The sequence below is a fragment of the Fibrisoma montanum genome (assembly GCF_003583365.1).
Lineage (GTDB): Bacteria > Bacteroidota > Bacteroidia > Cytophagales > Spirosomataceae > Fibrisoma > Fibrisoma montanum.
In genome coordinates, this window is record NZ_QXED01000001.1 from 1,163,852 (window position 1) to 1,181,651 (window position 17,800).

17 protein-coding genes are annotated in these 17,800 nt (G+C 52.1%); 4 read left to right on the forward strand and 13 right to left on the reverse strand.

Annotation, left to right across the window (positions count from 1 at the left end; translation table 11 throughout):
* Window positions 1-20: 20 nt before the first annotated feature.
* The 8 genes from DYU11_RS05015 to DYU11_RS05050 all read right to left on the reverse strand — a co-directional run bounded on the left by DYU11_RS05015 (window position 21) and on the right by DYU11_RS05050 (window position 8,850).
* Window positions 21-980, reverse strand: a complete 960-nt coding sequence (locus DYU11_RS05015) for a glycosyltransferase family 2 protein (RefSeq protein ID WP_119666506.1) — start codon at window positions 978-980, stop codon at window positions 21-23.
* Window positions 981-1,085: 105 nt separating this feature from the next.
* Window positions 1,086-1,910, reverse strand: coding sequence for a hypothetical protein (locus tag DYU11_RS05020; RefSeq protein WP_119666507.1), 825 nt, complete (start codon window positions 1,908-1,910; stop codon window positions 1,086-1,088).
* A gap of 143 nt (window positions 1,911-2,053) precedes the next feature.
* A complete protein-coding gene (locus DYU11_RS05025) occupies window positions 2,054-2,986 on the reverse strand; it encodes a glycoside hydrolase family protein (RefSeq protein WP_119666508.1) in 933 nt (310 codons plus the stop codon).
* A 66-nt stretch (window positions 2,987-3,052) separates the two neighbouring features.
* Entirely contained in the window at window positions 3,053-3,721 is a 669-nt protein-coding gene (locus DYU11_RS05030) for a class I SAM-dependent methyltransferase (protein WP_119666509.1), read from the reverse strand.
* Window positions 3,722-3,742: 21 nt separating this feature from the next.
* A complete protein-coding gene (locus DYU11_RS05035; protein ID WP_229365697.1) occupies window positions 3,743-5,302 on the reverse strand; it encodes a hypothetical protein in 1,560 nt (519 codons plus the stop codon).
* A 179-nt stretch (window positions 5,303-5,481) separates the two neighbouring features.
* Window positions 5,482-6,555: an NAD-dependent epimerase/dehydratase family protein gene (locus DYU11_RS05040; protein WP_119666511.1), complete on the reverse strand. Its 1,074-nt coding sequence runs from the start codon at window positions 6,553-6,555 to the stop codon at window positions 5,482-5,484.
* A 208-nt stretch (window positions 6,556-6,763) separates the two neighbouring features.
* A complete protein-coding gene (locus tag DYU11_RS05045; RefSeq protein WP_119666512.1) occupies window positions 6,764-7,015 on the reverse strand; it encodes a hypothetical protein in 252 nt (83 codons plus the stop codon).
* A 98-nt stretch (window positions 7,016-7,113) separates the two neighbouring features.
* Window positions 7,114-8,850 carry a M3 family oligoendopeptidase gene (locus DYU11_RS05050; RefSeq protein ID WP_119666513.1) on the reverse strand — a complete coding sequence of 579 codons (1,737 nt, stop codon included), beginning with the start codon at window positions 8,848-8,850 and terminating at the stop codon, window positions 7,114-7,116.
* Between the two features lie 151 nt (window positions 8,851-9,001).
* Here DYU11_RS05050 and DYU11_RS05055 point away from each other — a divergent pair, with 151 nt between their 5' ends.
* Both DYU11_RS05055 and DYU11_RS05060 read left to right on the forward strand, forming a co-directional pair.
* Window positions 9,002-9,385 (forward strand): BlaI/MecI/CopY family transcriptional regulator, encoded by a 384-nt coding sequence (locus DYU11_RS05055; RefSeq protein ID WP_119666514.1) that lies wholly within the window; start codon window positions 9,002-9,004, stop codon window positions 9,383-9,385.
* 38 nt (window positions 9,386-9,423) lie between these two features.
* Window positions 9,424-11,898 (forward strand): M56 family metallopeptidase, encoded by a 2,475-nt coding sequence (locus DYU11_RS05060; protein WP_119666515.1) that lies wholly within the window; start codon window positions 9,424-9,426, stop codon window positions 11,896-11,898.
* A 67-nt stretch (window positions 11,899-11,965) separates the two neighbouring features.
* Here DYU11_RS05060 and DYU11_RS05065 read toward each other — a convergent pair whose 3' ends face one another.
* From DYU11_RS05065 to DYU11_RS05075, 3 genes are all read right to left on the reverse strand, one after another.
* Complete coding sequence (locus tag DYU11_RS05065; RefSeq protein WP_119666516.1) at window positions 11,966-13,048, reverse strand: ferredoxin--NADP reductase; 1,083 nt, start codon at window positions 13,046-13,048, stop codon at window positions 11,966-11,968.
* A 109-nt stretch (window positions 13,049-13,157) separates the two neighbouring features.
* Window positions 13,158-14,000 (reverse strand): N-acetylglucosamine kinase, encoded by an 843-nt coding sequence (locus DYU11_RS05070; protein WP_119666517.1) that lies wholly within the window; start codon window positions 13,998-14,000, stop codon window positions 13,158-13,160.
* Between the two features lie 63 nt (window positions 14,001-14,063).
* Window positions 14,064-14,315 carry a cytochrome b5 domain-containing protein gene (locus DYU11_RS05075; RefSeq protein ID WP_199736663.1) on the reverse strand — a complete coding sequence of 84 codons (252 nt, stop codon included), beginning with the start codon at window positions 14,313-14,315 and terminating at the stop codon, window positions 14,064-14,066.
* 104 nt (window positions 14,316-14,419) lie between these two features.
* Here DYU11_RS05075 and DYU11_RS05080 point away from each other — a divergent pair, with 104 nt between their 5' ends.
* Together DYU11_RS05080 and thiL are read left to right on the forward strand one after the other, a co-directional pair.
* Complete coding sequence (locus tag DYU11_RS05080) at window positions 14,420-14,872, forward strand: hypothetical protein (protein ID WP_119666518.1); 453 nt, start codon at window positions 14,420-14,422, stop codon at window positions 14,870-14,872.
* Window positions 14,873-14,998: 126 nt separating this feature from the next.
* Window positions 14,999-16,021 carry a thiamine-phosphate kinase gene (gene thiL, locus DYU11_RS05085; RefSeq protein WP_119666519.1) on the forward strand — a complete coding sequence of 341 codons (1,023 nt, stop codon included), beginning with the start codon at window positions 14,999-15,001 and terminating at the stop codon, window positions 16,019-16,021.
* Window positions 16,022-16,030: 9 nt separating this feature from the next.
* On the opposite strand, the gene DYU11_RS05090 is transcribed toward thiL, so the two are convergent.
* On the reverse strand, window positions 16,031-16,528 hold the full coding sequence (locus DYU11_RS05090) for a hypothetical protein (protein ID WP_229365698.1): 498 nt from the start codon (window positions 16,526-16,528) through the stop codon (window positions 16,031-16,033).
* A gap of 102 nt (window positions 16,529-16,630) precedes the next feature.
* The gene (locus DYU11_RS05095; protein WP_119666520.1) at window positions 16,631-17,701 is read right to left on the reverse strand and encodes a mannose-1-phosphate guanylyltransferase; all 1,071 of its coding nucleotides are present in this window, start codon (window positions 17,699-17,701) and stop codon (window positions 16,631-16,633) included.
* Window positions 17,702-17,800: the final 99 nt, after the last annotated feature.

Below are 17,800 nucleotides of genomic sequence, written 5' to 3' on the forward strand. Positions count from 1 at the left end.
GGGCGAAAATAACTCAGTTGTCACTGCTGGTACGGCAGCAGCCGGATCTTACTGTATAGTTTACTGATTGGAGCGGGCAATAAGTAATCGCGGATAACCACTTTTGTTTTATCCCACTGCGGCCGGCCCAAGTGCAGATATTTCAGGGCGTAATAAGCCCGGCGGAAATAGCTCTTCTTATACTGCTTCGCGTCCAGCATCATCCGGTAATACCGCGCAATGTTTCTGCGGAGCACCCGGTCGTATTTAAAATCAAGTTCACGATTAATATCGCGGTACATCTGAATCCGGTTTCGCAGGAAGGTTTCATCGTAGTAATTATCAGCGTAGCTGGCCCCTCCCCGGTTTTTGCGGTATACCGACATAACGTCCGGAATGTAACCGATTTTCCCCAGTTTAGCCTTGAGTATCAGGCGCGGAATGTCGCCACTTGATGACTCCCGGAACCAGGCCGGATACTCTTTAATGTTGTTCCGGTACATGGTGCTTGACGTAGCCATGAACCAGATTTCGTCTTCGCCGATCAGGTCATCGACGGTGTAGAACGGTTTCATATCGTCGCCGTTCACCAGATGGGAAGGCGTGCCGTCTTCGTAGGTAATGAGCGCATTATGAAACACCGTCGAGCACTCGGGATGAGCGTCCAGAAAGTCAACCTGTTTCTGCAATTTGAGCGAATCGGTCCAGTAGTCATCACCATCCATCAGGGCGTAGTACTCCCCTTTTGCCAGCCTGAGCGTTTCCAGGAAGTTGATTCCCCCGTTTTTGCCCATATTCCGCGGATGCAGCACACCAATAACCTGATTGGGATACAGCCGTTCGTACTCCTGAATAATTTCCCGCGTACCATCACTCGAAAAATCGTCGCCAACCAGAATCTCGACAGGAAACGTCGTTTGCTGCGCAAGCGCACTGTCGATGGCTTTACGAATAAATTTCCGCTGGTTGTACGTAATGATCAGAACGCTGACTTTAATCATGTATAAAACGGAAACCCGGCTGAAGCTCGAACCGGGTTCACAGTTGGTTACAAAGATAAAAACGAATAGGCGAGTGAACGTCACCTGCCTATCCTTATTTCTCGATTATACGGTAGCTTCCGTAGTTGCTTTCTTGGCAGCCTGAATCTGCTCTTTCCAGCCCTGAGGCTCTTTGTATTCGGCCGGAGTTCCCCATGGATTGTAGAACGGCAGAATTGCTACCCAACGCCCACGCGGATCGTCCCAGCTGAACCGGTCGGCAAAGCTCGACGGGCTCACCCAGTGCGGCAGATCATAGCGGAACAGCAGCAAATCGCCCATATCCTGGAAGCCTTCCGTTTCAATGACGGTGTCATTGATCACGTAGCCGGTACCACCCGAGTGGTAGTCGCGGCCGTATTGATTAAGCGCCAGAATCTGGCCAACTTTCTGCGGGTTCAGCGGGTGCCAGTGCCGCCCGAAAAAGCTTCCACCCATAGGATAGTGGGTAACCTGCGGGTGGAAGTAAGCATCGCCTTCCTTAAAACCAAACGCTTCCTGATTGCCCGTCAGCGCATTCCAGAACTTGCGCATCGGGTCAAAAATGGCCAGCAAGTCTTTTTTATACTCTTCCTCCAGATTAGCCACATCATCGAACGTATGGTCGTGAAAGAGCTGCGGAGCCTGCTGGATCTTGGCAATGTGCAGACGACGCTTATGCTGGTTGTTCACAAACGTATCAGGTCCTTCGGCAAGCGGGGTTTTCTCGGCCCAGGCACGCGTCGCGTCAACGGCTTTCTGGAGTGTTTCTTCGGGAATATTCGTTCTGACGATGACGATATTCGGCTCGTTGACCAAGCGCATCACCTCCTCATACGGAATCTCAGTTACGATCTCGCCATTCTTAAACTCGGCGTTAACCTGTAATAAGTACTTCGACAGTTCTTTCATAGTCTATCACTGCAGATTTAGTGCAAAAGTAGGATAGTAACTTTTTAGAATACAAACGCTGGAAGCTGATGAATGTCAGTCATTCCGGTGACTTTACTCCTTAGTCCGTAACTAACCGGGAAAAGCTGGTGTAAGAACGATTTTTAGCCGTTAATTGGTTGCGTTGCATACCCGAATCCTGACGCCCCGAAGCCATTTCCATTATAAAACATTATCCACTGGTCACGATGGGGGAAGATATGGCAGTAGTCCATCATCAATGAATCCCAGCCATCGGCCGACCGTTCGATGCCGGCGAGGTTATCTTTCCGGTTCCAGTTGATGCCGTCTTTTGATTCAGCATAGCCAATTCGGTAGCTCCGCTGCACATCGGTACGGTAGTTCGTCGCGTTACGATAGGAAAAATACATTTTGTACATATCCCCGTCTTTATACACCGTTGGTCGACCGATGGCGTCCGTAAATTCGTCATAACCGACGCATACCTGCCCCGTACGCTCCCACCGAACCCCGTCTTCAGACTCGGCGTATTTAACATCGTAGAATGGCTCCGGATGGCCGTTAATTACGTCGATTTTCGTGCAGGACAGGTACCACATCCGCCAGCGATCACCTTCGCGGACAACGCATGGCTGCGCTACCCAGACCTGATCATAAATAGACCGATCGAGTAACGGCCCTGTATACTTTCGCTCGAACGTAAGACCTCCGTCACGACTGACCGCCAACCCGATGCCAAGTCGATAACTGGCCGTTTCACTACGATTCCAACCGGTATAATACAACCAGATTTCGTCGCCGACCGGTAAAAACCACGACGGCATTGCCCCGGATTCGTCGAACATACCCACGGCTCCGTTCGTCAGGCAAGGTTTGTCGTGAATGTATACGACTTCGCTCAGGTCATCTGGATTCAGTTCAACAAACGATGTCGATGACTGGCTTTTTTCGTCGCGGGTAGCAAAATAGACCCGCAGCTTGTTCTCGATCGGAAAGCCGAAGGGAACCTGAGCGTGGGTCCGGCTGAACGGTTTAGAACCGTCCGGTTTGTAAATCAGTCCTTGTTTAGTCCACATGGTATGAGAAAGAGGAAAGAGAGGAGAAAGAGACGTTAGCATCCCTTTCCTCCTTTTTCACCTCAATTAATTTTTTGCATTTTCAAAGGGCACTTTCTCCGCAATAAATAAAAACTGTTTGCCCAGTACCCACCATACAAACGGCATGCGCATGTATAGATTTACCAAAAATGGATGGACGGGCAAGCCCCCCCTGAATGACAACGGCAGGAAACGGGCAAACGACTTATTGATTTTAAAGCCGGCCCCGTAGAGGTGCTCGGCTACGCCCAGCTCTGACAACACAACCGTATGATCTGCAAAGTCGAAATACTCCCGATAGCAGTATTTGAAATTTGGACCGATTACCCCCAGCTTTCCACCTGGCTTGAGGCAGCGGTACATCCGCTCGAGAAAAAAAGCGACCTCTTCCTGGCTACGCAGGTGTTCCAGAAAGTTGGAGATAAAAACCGCATCGAAATAGTTTTCGGGAAGTTCTACTTTTAATACGTCTCCTATGACCAGTTTCACCTCCGGAGCAGCAAACTTGCGGACTTCATCGACAATATCGACTGTCCAGCGCTCTTCACTGGGTACAGCGTTGATAAACTCACACATGCCACCAGCCGAATCCAGAATCCGGACCGGACGGTCTAGTTCTTCGTAGAAATAGTTAGCAATGATTTTCCAGATAACTTTCTTCTTATCGTGCGAGACCTGCTGGAATCGGTATTGATAAATACGGTCGTAGTTCATTAAAATAAAGTAGTGGGTACATTAATATTGGTGCGCAAGGGTATCTTGTTTTACGGCTTTTACCCGATCCTCCCGAACATAAATACGGGTATCATTCACCAGACCGATGTATCGATAATGAGCATCTACAAATTGTTTTAAGGGCTTTATCATTTCGTGCCCATGCGTCCGGCGGTCGGTCATCCACAGGTTTTGACTACCAACCGCATCCACAAAAACCGGTGGAAACGAACGTACGAAATCTGATACGTACCGACGCTGATAGATAGCCTGTAAAGGATGCTCAAACGCACTTCGAATGGTGTGATTCTCAGCAACACCCTGCGGCATCTGCGTTTGCACGTAATAGTCACACCGCCAGCCCCAGACGGCCAGTTTCTCGCCCGGTTTTGCATACGATAGGACTGCTTTGGAAACCGGCGAGGGCTGCACAACCCAGCCCTGCTGCTGATCAGACGGGTAGGCATTGATGGCGATACCTCGCCGATAATTCAACCCCGCCTGTATGCCGAAAAGCAACAGAAAAACCGCCGTTACTCCCACACTTACCCAGTGATTTTTCCCCTCATTGATACCCAGCCGCTGCCAGCCCAAGCCCAGCACAAAAAATAACGGACCGGTCAGTAAGTACAAATAGTGTACGTATTCGGAACCGGTTCGGGTAATGGCATATAACGTAGCGGCCAGCAGAATCCCAATAAACCCGCTTACTTTCAAGGTATCGGTATGGGCTTTACTTCCCTGCCGCAGACTGTAGATCATCCCGCCGAGCCAGACGCCGAGCGTTACCTTTACAAGCCAGTCAAATTCGCTGCCTTTTTTGAAAAATTCGGGCAGGCGAAGCAGATTTTGTACTGGGTCAGAATTGTTGGCGTATTTAAAATTTCCGATGATGTAGAACGTCACAAAGTCATCATACACGCCGTTCAGCCTGGCTAAACCAACAAATAGCAACGGAAAGAATACGCTTCCGCCGGCCAGTGCGCCGAGTTGTACCGCTTTGGCCATAGGTGATTGCTCACGGCGCGTAAGAATGTCTATCCCGACAAACAAGCCCACTACGCCAGCCAGCGGAACGGCCTGCAGCTTACCGAACGGAACCATCCCCAGGAGCAACCCAATCAGGGCAATAAGCCAGATTGAAGGATTTGTTTTCGCCAGAAGCTTTGCGTACAGATAGTAGGACCCACTTAGCAGAGCCAAAGGCACCAGTTCGCTATTATAATGCAGAAAATCACCGTTCTGCGTGAAGCCAAACGTAAACACAAACGGCAAGAACGCCACCCGGGCAGCCGCTGAACCAAACCAGTGCGTGGTGGTCTGGAACAAAAGCCAGAAGCTCAGGGCAACAAGACCAAAAGCCGTCAGGTGGGCTGTAATATAATCGAACGGGAAGCCAATCAGGCCCGGGAGAATCAAGAAATAACTGTCCAGCGGTCCGCCGGTGGTTCCATCGACTGATCTAAAATAAACCGGATCCTGCCGCAGAGTCATAGCCTGCGTAATCATCTGACTTTCGTCCGGATTGATTTCGTAGTTATAGACAATACTGGGCAACCGGAGCAAGAACAGCAATGCCATTGCAGCTACCAGAAAGGTTCGTTGGCTGACTTTGGCATTAATAGCTAACCACAAACCACCCCAACACAGTACATAAACAGGCAGCCAGTACAGAATTGGGTATGTGTCAAAACTTGGCATAAGTGCAAAATTAAAAATGTCAGCCTTTGCGACTGACATTTTTAATAATCTACAACATGTTATTTAACGACAGCCAGCCGGGCGGCCATGCTGTCATGGATCTGTACCATCGTTTCTTTCAGGTCGAACGTCCAGTGCCAGCCCGGATAGTGCTGCTTGAATTTACTCAGGTCACTCACGTACCAGATGTGGTCGCCAATCCGGTTCGTTTCTGAGTAGGTGTAGTTCATTTTGTTGCCTGAAATCTCCTCACACAAGGCAATAGCCTCCAGCATCGAGCAGTTGGCGTAGCGACCTCCGCCGGCGTTGTACACCTCGCCCGGACGTGGGTTCTGGTAGAAGTGCCAGAACATGTTCACCAGATCCCAGCTGTGGATGTTGTCACGTACCTGTTTGCCCTTGTAGCCGAAGATCGTGTACTGGTTGCCGGTGATGGCGCATTTCATCAGGTACGACAGAAAGCCGTGCAGCTGAGCCCCCGAGTGGTTTGGTCCCGTCAGGCAGCCCCCCCGGAACACGCCCGTCTTCATGCCAAAGTAGCGGCCATACTCCTGCACCATGATGTCGGCAGCCACCTTCGAGGCTCCAAAGATGGAGTGCTTGGTGTGGTCCAGGCTCATGTGCTCATCGATCCCGTTGGCGAAGTAGGGATGGGTCTGGTCGATCTCCCAGCGGGTTTCGGTCTCGATCAGGGGCAGGAAGTTGGGGTTGTCGCCATAGACCTTGTTGGTAGAGGTGAAGATGAAAACAGCTTCGGGGCAGTACTGGCGGGTCATCTCCAGCAGGTTCAGCGTGCCGACGGCGTTGACCCCAAAGTCGGTGAAGGGCTCGCGGGCGGCCCAGTCGTGGCTGGGTTGGGCGGCCGTGTGCAGCACGAGCTTGATGTCAGCCCCGTACTCGCGGAAGATGGGCTCCAGTTGAGGGACCTCACGGATGTCGGCCGTGTAGTGTTTGTAAGTGGCGTAGGAATCGGCCAGGCGGTTGCGGTTCCACTCGGTGGAGCCGTCGGGGCCAAAGAAGTACTGGCGCATATTATTGTCGATGCCAATGATAGCGTCGAACTTATCGGCGAAAAAAGCAACGGCTTCGCTGCCAATTAACCCGGCTGATCCTGTAACCAGTGCGATATTCATAACCTTTGTGCGGTTTTATTATAGCTTCTTTACCCAAAAAGTCCAATCAAAGACTGATTAGGCGGCCAAAGTAACGTAAAAAAATTATATTTAAAGAACCGCTACCTAAAAAGAGGAGCTACAAAAAAGCGATGCATGAGCCACAACAGCTTACACATCGCTTTTTGCAAGGTTCATCAATACGAACAGTACAGTAACGGCTGGGCTGTTACGCGCCTTCACCGATTGTACCGGCACCAAACAGTTTTTCGCGGATTTTCTGCGTCCGCTCTTCCAGAGCTGGATTTGGCGTGTACTTGTATTTTGACTGAATAGCAGCTGAATCTTTGTTAGGACCGTATACATACGGGTCGTTGCCCCGATAGTCAGACTGCCGAATAGTATTATATTTCTGGTAATCACAAGACGCCAGCGACAGTACCGCGACGACCAGTAATCCTTTACTTAATGCGCTTTTCATAGCAAGCTGGTTACGAATTGATTCCGCAAAATTAGTAAACAGTCGTCAGTCAACCGTCATTCGTTCGCAGTTTTTTACAACGAGTTATTACATCCCCACTACGACTTCTTTAACTGCTCAATTTCCTGCCATACAAAGCCGATTAGTTCCTGAATGTGCTCCCGTGAAAAATCGAACGGAACCTGAGCCGCATCATAGATTGTCCGGATCGGCGCTTTGTAACCCAGACTCAGAGCCGCCTTGTAGCCTTGCAGACCTGACACCGGGTCTTTCCGGTAGTTACGCCAGACACCAATGGCTCCCAACTGCGCAATGCCGTATTCAATGTAATAGAACGGCACTTCGTACAGGTGCAGCTGCCGTTGCCAGATATAGGTCTTGAATGCCATCAGCCCAGACCAGTCGGTTACGTTATCGCTGAACTGGTCGTAGATCTTTAGCCAGTTTTGCTGTCGCTCCGTTATTGAGTGCCCAGGGTTTTCGTAAATCCAGTGCTGGAACTTGTCGATCGTAGCAACCCAGGGCAACGTTTCAATAATCGATTCAAGATGCTGGAGTTTGGCCCGGCGCAGTTCGTCCGGATTATCGAAAAATACGTCCCAGTGGTCCATCGACAGCAACTCCATGCTCATTGAAGCCAGTTCGGCTACTTCCATGGGCGGGTTCCGGAAAGCCTTCAGCGGAAGTTCCCGCGTCAGGAACGAATGGACCGCGTGCCCGCCTTCATGTACCATCGTGACCAGGTCGCGCAGGCTCGACGTAGCATTCATAAAAATGAACGGAACGCCAACCTCTTCGAGTGGGTAGTTATAACCGCCGGGGGCTTTACCCTTCCGCGATTCGAGATCCAGATGACCCATGGCCCGCATGATGCGCAGGTAGTTGCCAAGCTGTACATCGAGCCGATCAAAACAGGCAATTGTTTTTTCCAGTAGCTCGCTGCCTGATGTAAATGGTTTCAGGGGCGGATGTCCATCAGGGTCAACCTTCGAATCCCAAGGCCGCAAAGGATCAACGCCCAGTTTCTGTTTACGCTCATCGGCCAATGTGTCCAATAAAGGAACCACTGCCCCGGCCACCGACTCATGGAAGTTGACACAGTCTTCGGGGGTGTAATCAAACCGTCCCAGTGCTGCGAACGCATAATCACGAAAGTTGGCAAAACCGGCATTCACAGCCACCTGATGACGTAGCGTACGCAGCCGATCGAAGAGTTCATCGAGCGGCTCGTGATCCTCATACCGCCGTTCCCAGATTTTACGCCACGCTTCCTCACGTACCGCCCGGTCGGTCGATTGCAGCAAATCGCTGGCCTGCGGCAGAGTGACTTCCTTTCCGTCAATAACCACCGTCATGGCTCCGGCAATAGCCCCATATTTCCGCTCTTCGGTCTGCATTTCGGTTTGCAGCGGGATGTTCTCTTCCCGGAAAATTTCGATGGCCTTCTTCATGCCCCGCACCATTACGTCGTAGCCGGCGTCGGTAAGCTGGCTCAGGAACGGGCTATTGACGGCTTTTAGATCTAGATCATTCCCATACGCCGTCATTTGCGGCTGAATTTCGGCAATGAAAAAATTCAGTTTGTTAATCAGGTCTTCGCTCGACGTATCGCAGGTCATGCGAATGTACCGCCAGGCAAAATTCTCGGATAAATAGGACTCTAGCTCACTCCGGTCAAGCAACCATTGCCGCAGGTCGTCGGCATTCTCAATAGGCCGGTTTAGCAGATCATCGTAAAACGGTCTGACGTCGTCCCAGCTTTTCAGATCCATCTCCTCCCCAATGAACGGCCGGGATGGGCGGGTAGGTATTTCCAGCGTTGTATCCTGAATCATGTGTTGCATAGGCGTCGGCCTGTTTCGTAAAAGCTGCAAAAAAGCATACTGATTGATGCCTTACAATAATCCGCTGTAAAAGTTTTTTGTTCAAAGCCTTGCATTTACGAAAAGCTTCGTATATGTTTACTACGAAATCATTCGTACGTTTATGGTAAAACCAACTGACTCCGAACTAGAGATTCTGCACGTATTATGGGTGAACGGCCCCAGCACAGTCCGGCAGATTCATGAGGAGCTAAGCCGAAACCGTGACATTGGGTACACTACCGCCCTGAAGCTGATGCAGATTATGTATGATAAAGGCCTGCTGACCCGCACGGAAGACGCCCGGTCGCATGTGTATACGGCCGCCGTCAGTGAAGAAGATACGCAGCGGAGCCTGGTCGATCGATTTGTCGAAACTACGTTTCGCGGTTCAGCTTCCAAACTGGTTATGCAGGTGCTGGGCCACCATAAAGCATCGCGCGAAGAGCTGGACGAGATCAAAAATCTGCTGAAGCAGCTCGATCAGACTAGTCCTGATAAACAATGAATCTAACGGGTAAATAAAGCGTATAACTCATTCAGTATATGCAGTTTTCACACTTCCTGTCTGGCCCCGTAGCCCACGCACTTGGCTGGACGTTACTTCACGCGCTCTGGCAGGGATTTGCCATTGTTCTACCAACCGCCGTTGGACTCCATGTTTTACGTGGGCGGTCAAGCAACCTCCGCTATCATATCGGGGTAGCCGCTTTGTTTGCTCAACTACTCGTGTCAGCCTTAACATTTGGCTGGTATTATCAACCGTCGGCACTGGCAACGGTAGCTAACTCACCGGCTCTGTTAGCCTCTCTGCCGGTTCACTGGCAGCCAGCAACTACCCAACTGCCATGGTACCAGTCGGTTTTGCTATTTCTGGAAGGCCACCTTACCCAGTTTGTCATGCTTTATCTGACGGGTGTAGCCGTTTTTGGTCTGCGGCTGACGGGCGGCTGGCTCTACCTGCAGCAACTCCGTCGGGCGGCCACCCGACCGGCTACGGTCCAGCTGATTGCCTTAACGGAACGGCTCCGTGAACGCCTGGCCATCCGGTCGGTTATTCAGGTCCGCGAATCGGCGCAGATCGCCGTTCCAATGGTAGTGGGTATGCTGAAACCGGTTCTCCTGCTCCCAATTGGTTTGACCACTGGTCTGAGCATGCAGGAGGTTGAGGTCGTATTGGCCCACGAACTGGCACACGTCAAACGACACGATTACGCCGTTAACCTGCTGCAATCAGTTGTTGAGGTACTGTATTTTTTCCATCCGGCCCTGTGGTGGCTATCGGCACGCGTACGGGAAGAACGCGAACATTGCTGCGATGATCTGGCCGTTGAGACTTGTGGCGATGGCCGTGTACTGGCACAGGCTCTGGCCCGCGTTGAAGAACTACGGCTGGCACAGGCCCCTGCCCTGGCCGTTGCGTTTGCCTCAAAGCGCCAGGAGCTACTGCACCGGGTTCGGCGGGTGCTGGGCGTACCAACGCGCCCGCTCGTGTCGAATGGCAGTCTGGCCGGTCTGACCCTGGCTACCCTGCTGCTTATGAGCGCGTCGGTTTACGCCGTACAGCAGAATGTGAACCAGGAAAAGCGGCCCGAACCTACCATTCGCCACAAGCCAAAAGGCAAAACGGAATTCGGGATGCTGGACAACAGCAACATTGAATACGTGATCTGGCATGGCAAACGGTTGTCGACGCAACGTATTGGCCAGTTGAAGGAGCAATTGGTTCGGCTTAAGGAAGGCAAATTGCAACTGAGTCAGATTACCAACGAAACCGACCGGGACATCCTCGAACACATGCTGGAAGCCGGAAAGGGAAACAAGGTTTCGAGTCGGCCTGATACGCTGGCACCGGTCTGGAGTGAACTGGACTACAACACGATCATAAAAAGTGCGTTTGAAGCGGCTAACGCGGCCGGTGCCTTTCCGGCAGACGAAGCCGTCATGGCAGGCGTACTGACTAACATTGGAAAGCTGGACTACAACCGTATCATCGGTAATGCCTTCCGTGAAGTTAAACTGCCAACCCTCAGCGCACTGGATTCACTACCTGAGACCTATTTCGGCGATCAGCGCCGGCATCTGGATAGCCTGGGGCGCATGATGGAGCAACATCATGCGCAGATGGAAACTCTGCACCGGCAGTTGGAGAAGGCTGAATTTCAGGCGGAGGAAATGCAACGCCGGATGTCGCTGCTAGATCTACAGAAAAACAACGCGATGCAGCAGCGGCTGGAACTGATCGAAAAACAACGCGAGCAGTTGCAACGTGAAGAACAAAAAACGGACGAAGAGCTTGAAAAACGCTTCAAGGAATTTGAGCAGAAAATAAAGGACAGCGAGAGCAACGTAGAGCGCTATAACCAGCTGATCGAAGACGCTCAGAAGCAGTTGCGGGAGGCCGAGAAACCTCTGGAAGAGCTACAGCGGAAGATGGAACGGCTGGAACAGGAGGTGTCGATGAACGGACTTGGGTACAACGATAACTTGAATATTAAGTTAAACCGTACGCTAAACGTTGATCTGAACCGCAACCTGAACGGCAGAGCGCTACGTGCTACAACGACACCAAGAGTACGCCGTCCTGGCTCAGTACGTGGCGCCTTGTCGCCCGTAGCTCCTGTTGTACCCGGTATGGCCACTGCTCCAGGCCCGGTCCCCAGCGTACCAGCCGTTATTATGCCGGGCGTACCAGCCCCGGCTATGGCCCCTGCACCCCCGAGACCAGGACTTACGCCAAGACCCGGTAGAACCCCGAAAGCCGCAAAACCGGCAACCTCACCAAAGCCGGCAAAAGAGTCGAGCGTTGTTTATCCCGCAACCGAAGGAGCCGTTTCATTGGCGGAATTAGGTAAGGTAGTCGATCAGCATCCGGCTATTGAACAGGCTACGTTCACGTTCAAAGCAAATCCTCAGCAGCGGGTTCGGGTACAGGCAGCTATGTTCAGAAAGCATAGCACACCAACCGCTACTGCCCCTGTACCCGTAGTAAACGTAGTGGGTACGGCCACGAACCAATAGTCAGCATCAGTACTTCTGTCACAAACCAAATCGGGCCGGATTGATATCCGGCCCGATTTGGTTTGTATTAGTCGATTTCAATCACCACATCACTTGTCAGCGGGTGTGCCACGCAGGTTAATACGTAACCCGCTTTCAGTTCGGCGTCGGTCAGGCCGTCTTCTTCATCCAGTTTCACCTTGCCCGACGTACAACGGCCCAGACAAGCGGTACACATCCCCGCCTGGCAGGAGTAAGGCAGATCAATGTCCAGTTCCAGTGCTGCTTCGAGGATCGTCTGATGGGGGGCTACCGTGAACTTATATTCACTGCCTTCATAGAGCACCGTGATCTCCGGATCGCCATCCTCATCAACGATACCGCCACCAGCCCCAGCCTCTTCTACCACTTCACCAACGGGAACGGGTGCAGTTACGTAGCTTTCCTTGTACACACGCTCGGACGGCACACCTAACAACGACAGGGCCGAACGGGCTTCGGCCATCATGCCATCCGGGCCGCACAGATAGAACGTAGCATTCTGCAACTGATACGAATCCAACTCACCCAGCAGCTTTGTCAGCGAATGCTGGTTGAGCCTCCCTTCGAGGCCACTCCAGCCAAAACCGGGCTGGCTCAATACGTGCGTCACCTGGAAACGATTTTTACCGTGGGCCTGCTCCATCGCATCCAGGTGCGCCTTGTAAATAATGGATTCCTTAGTACGGTTTCCATAAATCAGCCACACCCGACTGGCCGGTTCTACGTGCAGAATCGACTTGGCCATCGAGAACAAAGGGGTGATGCCACTACCGGCTCCAATCAGCACGACCAGCCGCCGGTTCTGCGAATCCAATTTAGGAACGAAGGTTCCCATCGGTTCCAGCGTTTCGATAATGTCGCCGGATTTGATACGGTCACAGAGGTAGTTCGACGCCAGACCGCCCGGCACGCGTTTTACCGATACGGCCAGCGATACGTCTACATGGGGCGAACTGGCCATTGAATACGACCGCCGGACCTTCTGCCCGTTGATATTCAGCAGGAATGTCAGAAACTGACCGGGCTGGTAACGTACTTCTTCGTTGATGGGGTGCCAGAAAGTAATCGTAACGGCGTCCGGCGTTTCACGAACGACGTCTTTAACTTTTAGAAAATATCGATTTGCCATTGTTTCAGGTTGCGCTTTACTCTTCGGAGCCTGGCCTTCAACGCCATCAGCGGTTAATGGCTCACGTCCGACATCTGCAAAAGTACGGCAGACCGCCGTTTAATACGCTTTATAAACGGTGAAACTCGACCAGCCGTTCAGCCGGAGCTTTCAAAATATGCCCTACGGTCATGTCCTCCTCAGCCGTTACCTGACTCAGCTGATCGGCAAAGTAGTAGGCAATGGACCCGACAAAGTGAACCGGCCACTCACCTGCCTCCGGAAACCGACGAACGTAGATGGTCAGAAACGACCGGAAGGCTTCTTTCACCAGCGTATTAACATACGGATGAGCCAGATGTTCGGTCAGAAAGGGTGTGAACGAAGCGAAGTAGCGATTGGGAAACGGCTTCTGGTAGGCATTTTCCAGCAGAGTAGCCCGATCCAGGGCGTAGCGTTCAGCGAATGCGCTGCGCAGGTCGTCCGGCAGCCGCTCCTGAAAATAATCCCGAACGAGCGTTTTGCCCAGATACCCTCCGCTGCCTTCATCGCCCAGCCAGAAACCCAGCGTCTGAATGCCGCGTGTGATTTGCCCATCGGTGCAGCAGCAGGCATTGGCGCCGGTTCCCAGAATACACACGATGGCAGCCTCCCGACCAGCCGCCCCCCGGGCCGCGCCCAGCATGTCGCTGTTGACGTCGACGGTTACCAGGTTTGGGAACACTGCCCTGAGCGCATCGGCTACTATGATGTTTACGCTGGGACCACTACACCCGGCTCCGTAAAAAAATACGTTTTGAACAGCCGCTCGGTTAATTTGAGGGAGCAATTGCAACCGTAGGCGGTCAATTATGGTCTCTGTATTCTGGTAGTACGGATTAAATCCGTCGGTATGCAGGGTCTGAACAGAACCATTGGCAGTTACTAACCGCCAGTCTGTTTTTGTTGAGCCGCTATCGGCAATGAGCATCATATAATTTAATTTATGTGGCGCCAGGCACGATCCAGTGGACGTGCTACGATTCGCGAAAATGAATTAGATTAACCGACCTACGGCTTTGAATTTGGCAAAAACCCAGTCGGCATGCGGGGCATCGGTCAGTTCGGCGGTAAGGTCCTGCCCGGCCCAGTGTTCGTAGTGTTTGCCGTTGCGCCAGAGCCTTGATGCCGATACGTCGTAGATGATGCCCTGGTAGGCGCACCAGATTTCGTCGCGGTCGCTGCCGTTGCGGAGTGCCAGTTGGGACCGCGTATACGGAGTCAGCAACGGCAGATCAGTAGAATGCATACGTCCGTTTAGTCAATCGGAATAATTATTGCTCACTTTAGATTGTGGGTGAACACAAATTTAGCGTAACTTTAGCCACTTCTGTTTACATGCAACGATTAACCATGAGAAAGACTTCTCTCCCCTTATTATTCACTATAGTAGCGCTGGTAGGTCTGCTGACAGGTTGCAGCAAGGAAAAAACGCCACCTATCACCGAGCGGATTGCCAAAATCTGGACGGCCCGGATCGTGGAAGAGAATAGTGTGGTGGTGTATAGCCGGGGCGTTACCAACCCTGCTCCCGTTCGGCCTACGTATTCGAACTTCAGACTTGATCTGGTTAACGCACCGACGGCCCGTTATACCGAGTTCGATGGCAATACGTTCGTTGGCCAATACACGGTAACGGATTCAAAACTGACACTGACTTCCCTAAACCCTCAGCCTACCGGTACTACGGGTACCATTGAGTTTACAATCAACTCAATCAGCGACAACGAATTAGTGCTGACGCGGTCGTCGCAGAGCCAGAAAACGGGTAACTCGACTAATAAGTACACCCTGTCGAATCCGTAAGGCCCGCAAACCAATTCTTACTTTAAGCCGTTCCGTTCATCAGACGGAACGGCTTTTTTGTTCCATTTCATCGTTCTGACTGCCACCTTTCTATTGTCTGGTTGGTAGTCCAGCCTTAATTTAACCATGACTGATCTGAATGCACTTGGCGAAATAGGATTAATTGACCGCATTCGACAAGCCACGGCCGCACCAACCCACCCGGAAACCATCCGGGGCATCGGCGACGACGCAGCCGTTTTTGACTGGGGAGATGCCTACGGATTGCTGTCGACGGACATGCTGGTCGAGGGCGTCCATTTTGACCTGACCTACGTTCCCCTGAAACACCTCGGCTTTAAAGCGGTGGCTGTAAACGTATCTGACATCGCAGCTATGAACGGCCTGCCGGTGCAAATTACGGTATCCGTAGGGCTAAGCAGCCGTTTCCCGGTCGAAGCTGTCGATGAACTCTACGATGGTATCCGGGCGGCCTGCGAAGCGTACAACATAGACCTGGTTGGGGGCGACACCACCACTTCGCGGTCGGGGCTGATCATCTCAATTTCCGTGCTGGGTAAGGTACCCAAAGATCGAATTACCTACCGCAGCACGGCTCAGGTTAACGATGTTATCTGCGTAACGGGAGACCTGGGCGCAGCTTATCTGGGCCTGCAACTGCTGGAGCGTGAAAAACAGGTGTTTCTGGCCGATCCGAACATGCAGCCAAGCCTGTCGGAAGAACGGTCGTACCTGATTCAGCGCCAGCTACGTCCCGACGCCCGCACCGACGTTGTGCATGAACTTCGGGACCTGAACATAGTACCCACGGCCATGATCGATATCTCAGACGGGCTGGCTTCGGAACTGCTGCATCTGTGCCGCCAGTCGAACAAAGGGGCAGTTATCTTCGACGAAAACATCCCTATCGACGACCAGACGTATCTGGCGGCTGACGAATTCAAGATAAGTCCCGTTACGTCGGCGTTGAACGGCGGGAAGGACTACGAGCTATTGTTCACGGTACGGCCGCAAGAATTCGAGCGGTTGCAGAACAACTCCCGCATTACGGCTATCGGCTACATCACGGCTGATCCGTCGCAGATTGTACTGGCAACAAAAGCCGGTCAGCAAACGCCTATCCGCGCCCAGGGCTGGCAAAACGGGTAAGCCGGGCTGTCACTGCGACCGTACGAACTTGATGTAGCAGGCATTGCAGGGAGGAATGATCAGCAGCGAGTCCTGCCGAACGCGCAGGGCCTGCTGAAAACGCACGTTTGCACCGTTGGTCGAAATGAACAGATTGAGCCGGAGCGTATCCGAATCGGGCCGGAGAGCGTCGGGATCAACGCGGTAATTGTTGATTGGCCGATAGTATGAAACCTCGCTGCCCTCGGTGGTCAGCTTGCCATCGTGTTCAAACGTCAGGGTCTGGGGATTCGTTGTGCCGTATCGCCGGATGACGTAGAAGGTAGTATCCCGATTGTAGTTGACCGTATCTATCCGGATGGTGTACACGGAATCCTGAAAAAAGCCCCGCTCGGCCAATCGCCACGTACCCACCACGCGTGGGTCGCCGGGGCCGGTTGAGAAGCCGGCGGTGGGGCCACTGCTACAACCGATAACGAAACCGGCTACTACCAGCAGCCAGCTACAGGCCAGAAGGTGCCTTTGCACGATCAATGAGGATAGGTTTACAAATGAAAGAGTCGATAGGCTACGTAACACGCTGTGCTGACGCAGCCTATCGACTAACAAAACGACGTTTGCGAACTTTTCTTACACAAATTCAGCTCCGCGTTCTTTCGCATCGGCCACAAACGCCTTCACTTTCTGCTCTTCTTCCTTGCGGCAGATCATCAGCACGTTATCATATTCGGCCACGATAAACCCATCGAGTCCGTTTACTACCACCAGCCGGTCTTTTGGCGTTTTGATGATGCAGTTGCGGGTGTCATACAGCATGATGTGACCGTCGATTACATTCAGATCATCATTTTTTGTTGATACCTCATATAACGACTTCCAGGTGCCCAGATCAGACCAGCCAAAATCACTCAGCACAACGTGTACGTTATCAGCCCGCTCCATCACGCCATTGTCGATGGAAATGCTTTTGCAGTGCGAGTACGCTTTATCGACGAAAGGCTGCTCCTGATCAGAGTAATACACATCTTTACCCTCAGCGAAGATTTCGGCTACCTCAGGCAAATGGTCCTCAAACGCTTTGATGATGGCTTGTGCATTCCAGACGAAGATACCGGCATTCCAGACAAACTCACCACTTTCAATGAATTGCTGCGCCAGTTCAAGGTGCGGTTTTTCGGTGAACGTCTTTACCTTCTTGATCGGGCTGTCTGTATCCGGCACGTACTGAATATAGCCATATCCTGTATCCGGCCGGCTCGGCTGGATACCGAGGGTTACCAGAATGTCCTGACCCCGGGTAGCGTCCAAAGCCGTTTGGATCGTACGCTGAAACTCTTCCTGTTTCAGAATAATGTGGTCGGCAGGTGCCACCACGACGTTTGCCTCCGGATCGCGCTGGGCGATTTTATAGCAGGCATAAGCAATACACGGGGCGGTATTTCGGGCAATCGGTTCGCAGAGAATCTGGTCGTACGAAAGTTGCGGCAACTGCTGTTTGCACAATTCCCGGTACTTATCGCTGGTAACGATAAAGATATTTTCGGGAGGGCATATACCGTCGAACCGATCGGCTGTTTGCTGGAGCAGGGTCCGGCCGGTGCCTAATACATCATGGAACTGCTTGGGATAGTTTGAACGGCTGAATGGCCAGAAGCGCGTTCCTACGCCACCCGCCATAATAACTACATACGTATGGTTCATTGATATACTGACTTGATTGAAGGGTTATTGTTGCACTGGAGTTGCATTACTCCTACCCCGAAGTTACCACAAAAGTTTAGAATTCTGCCGGTTTCTTAG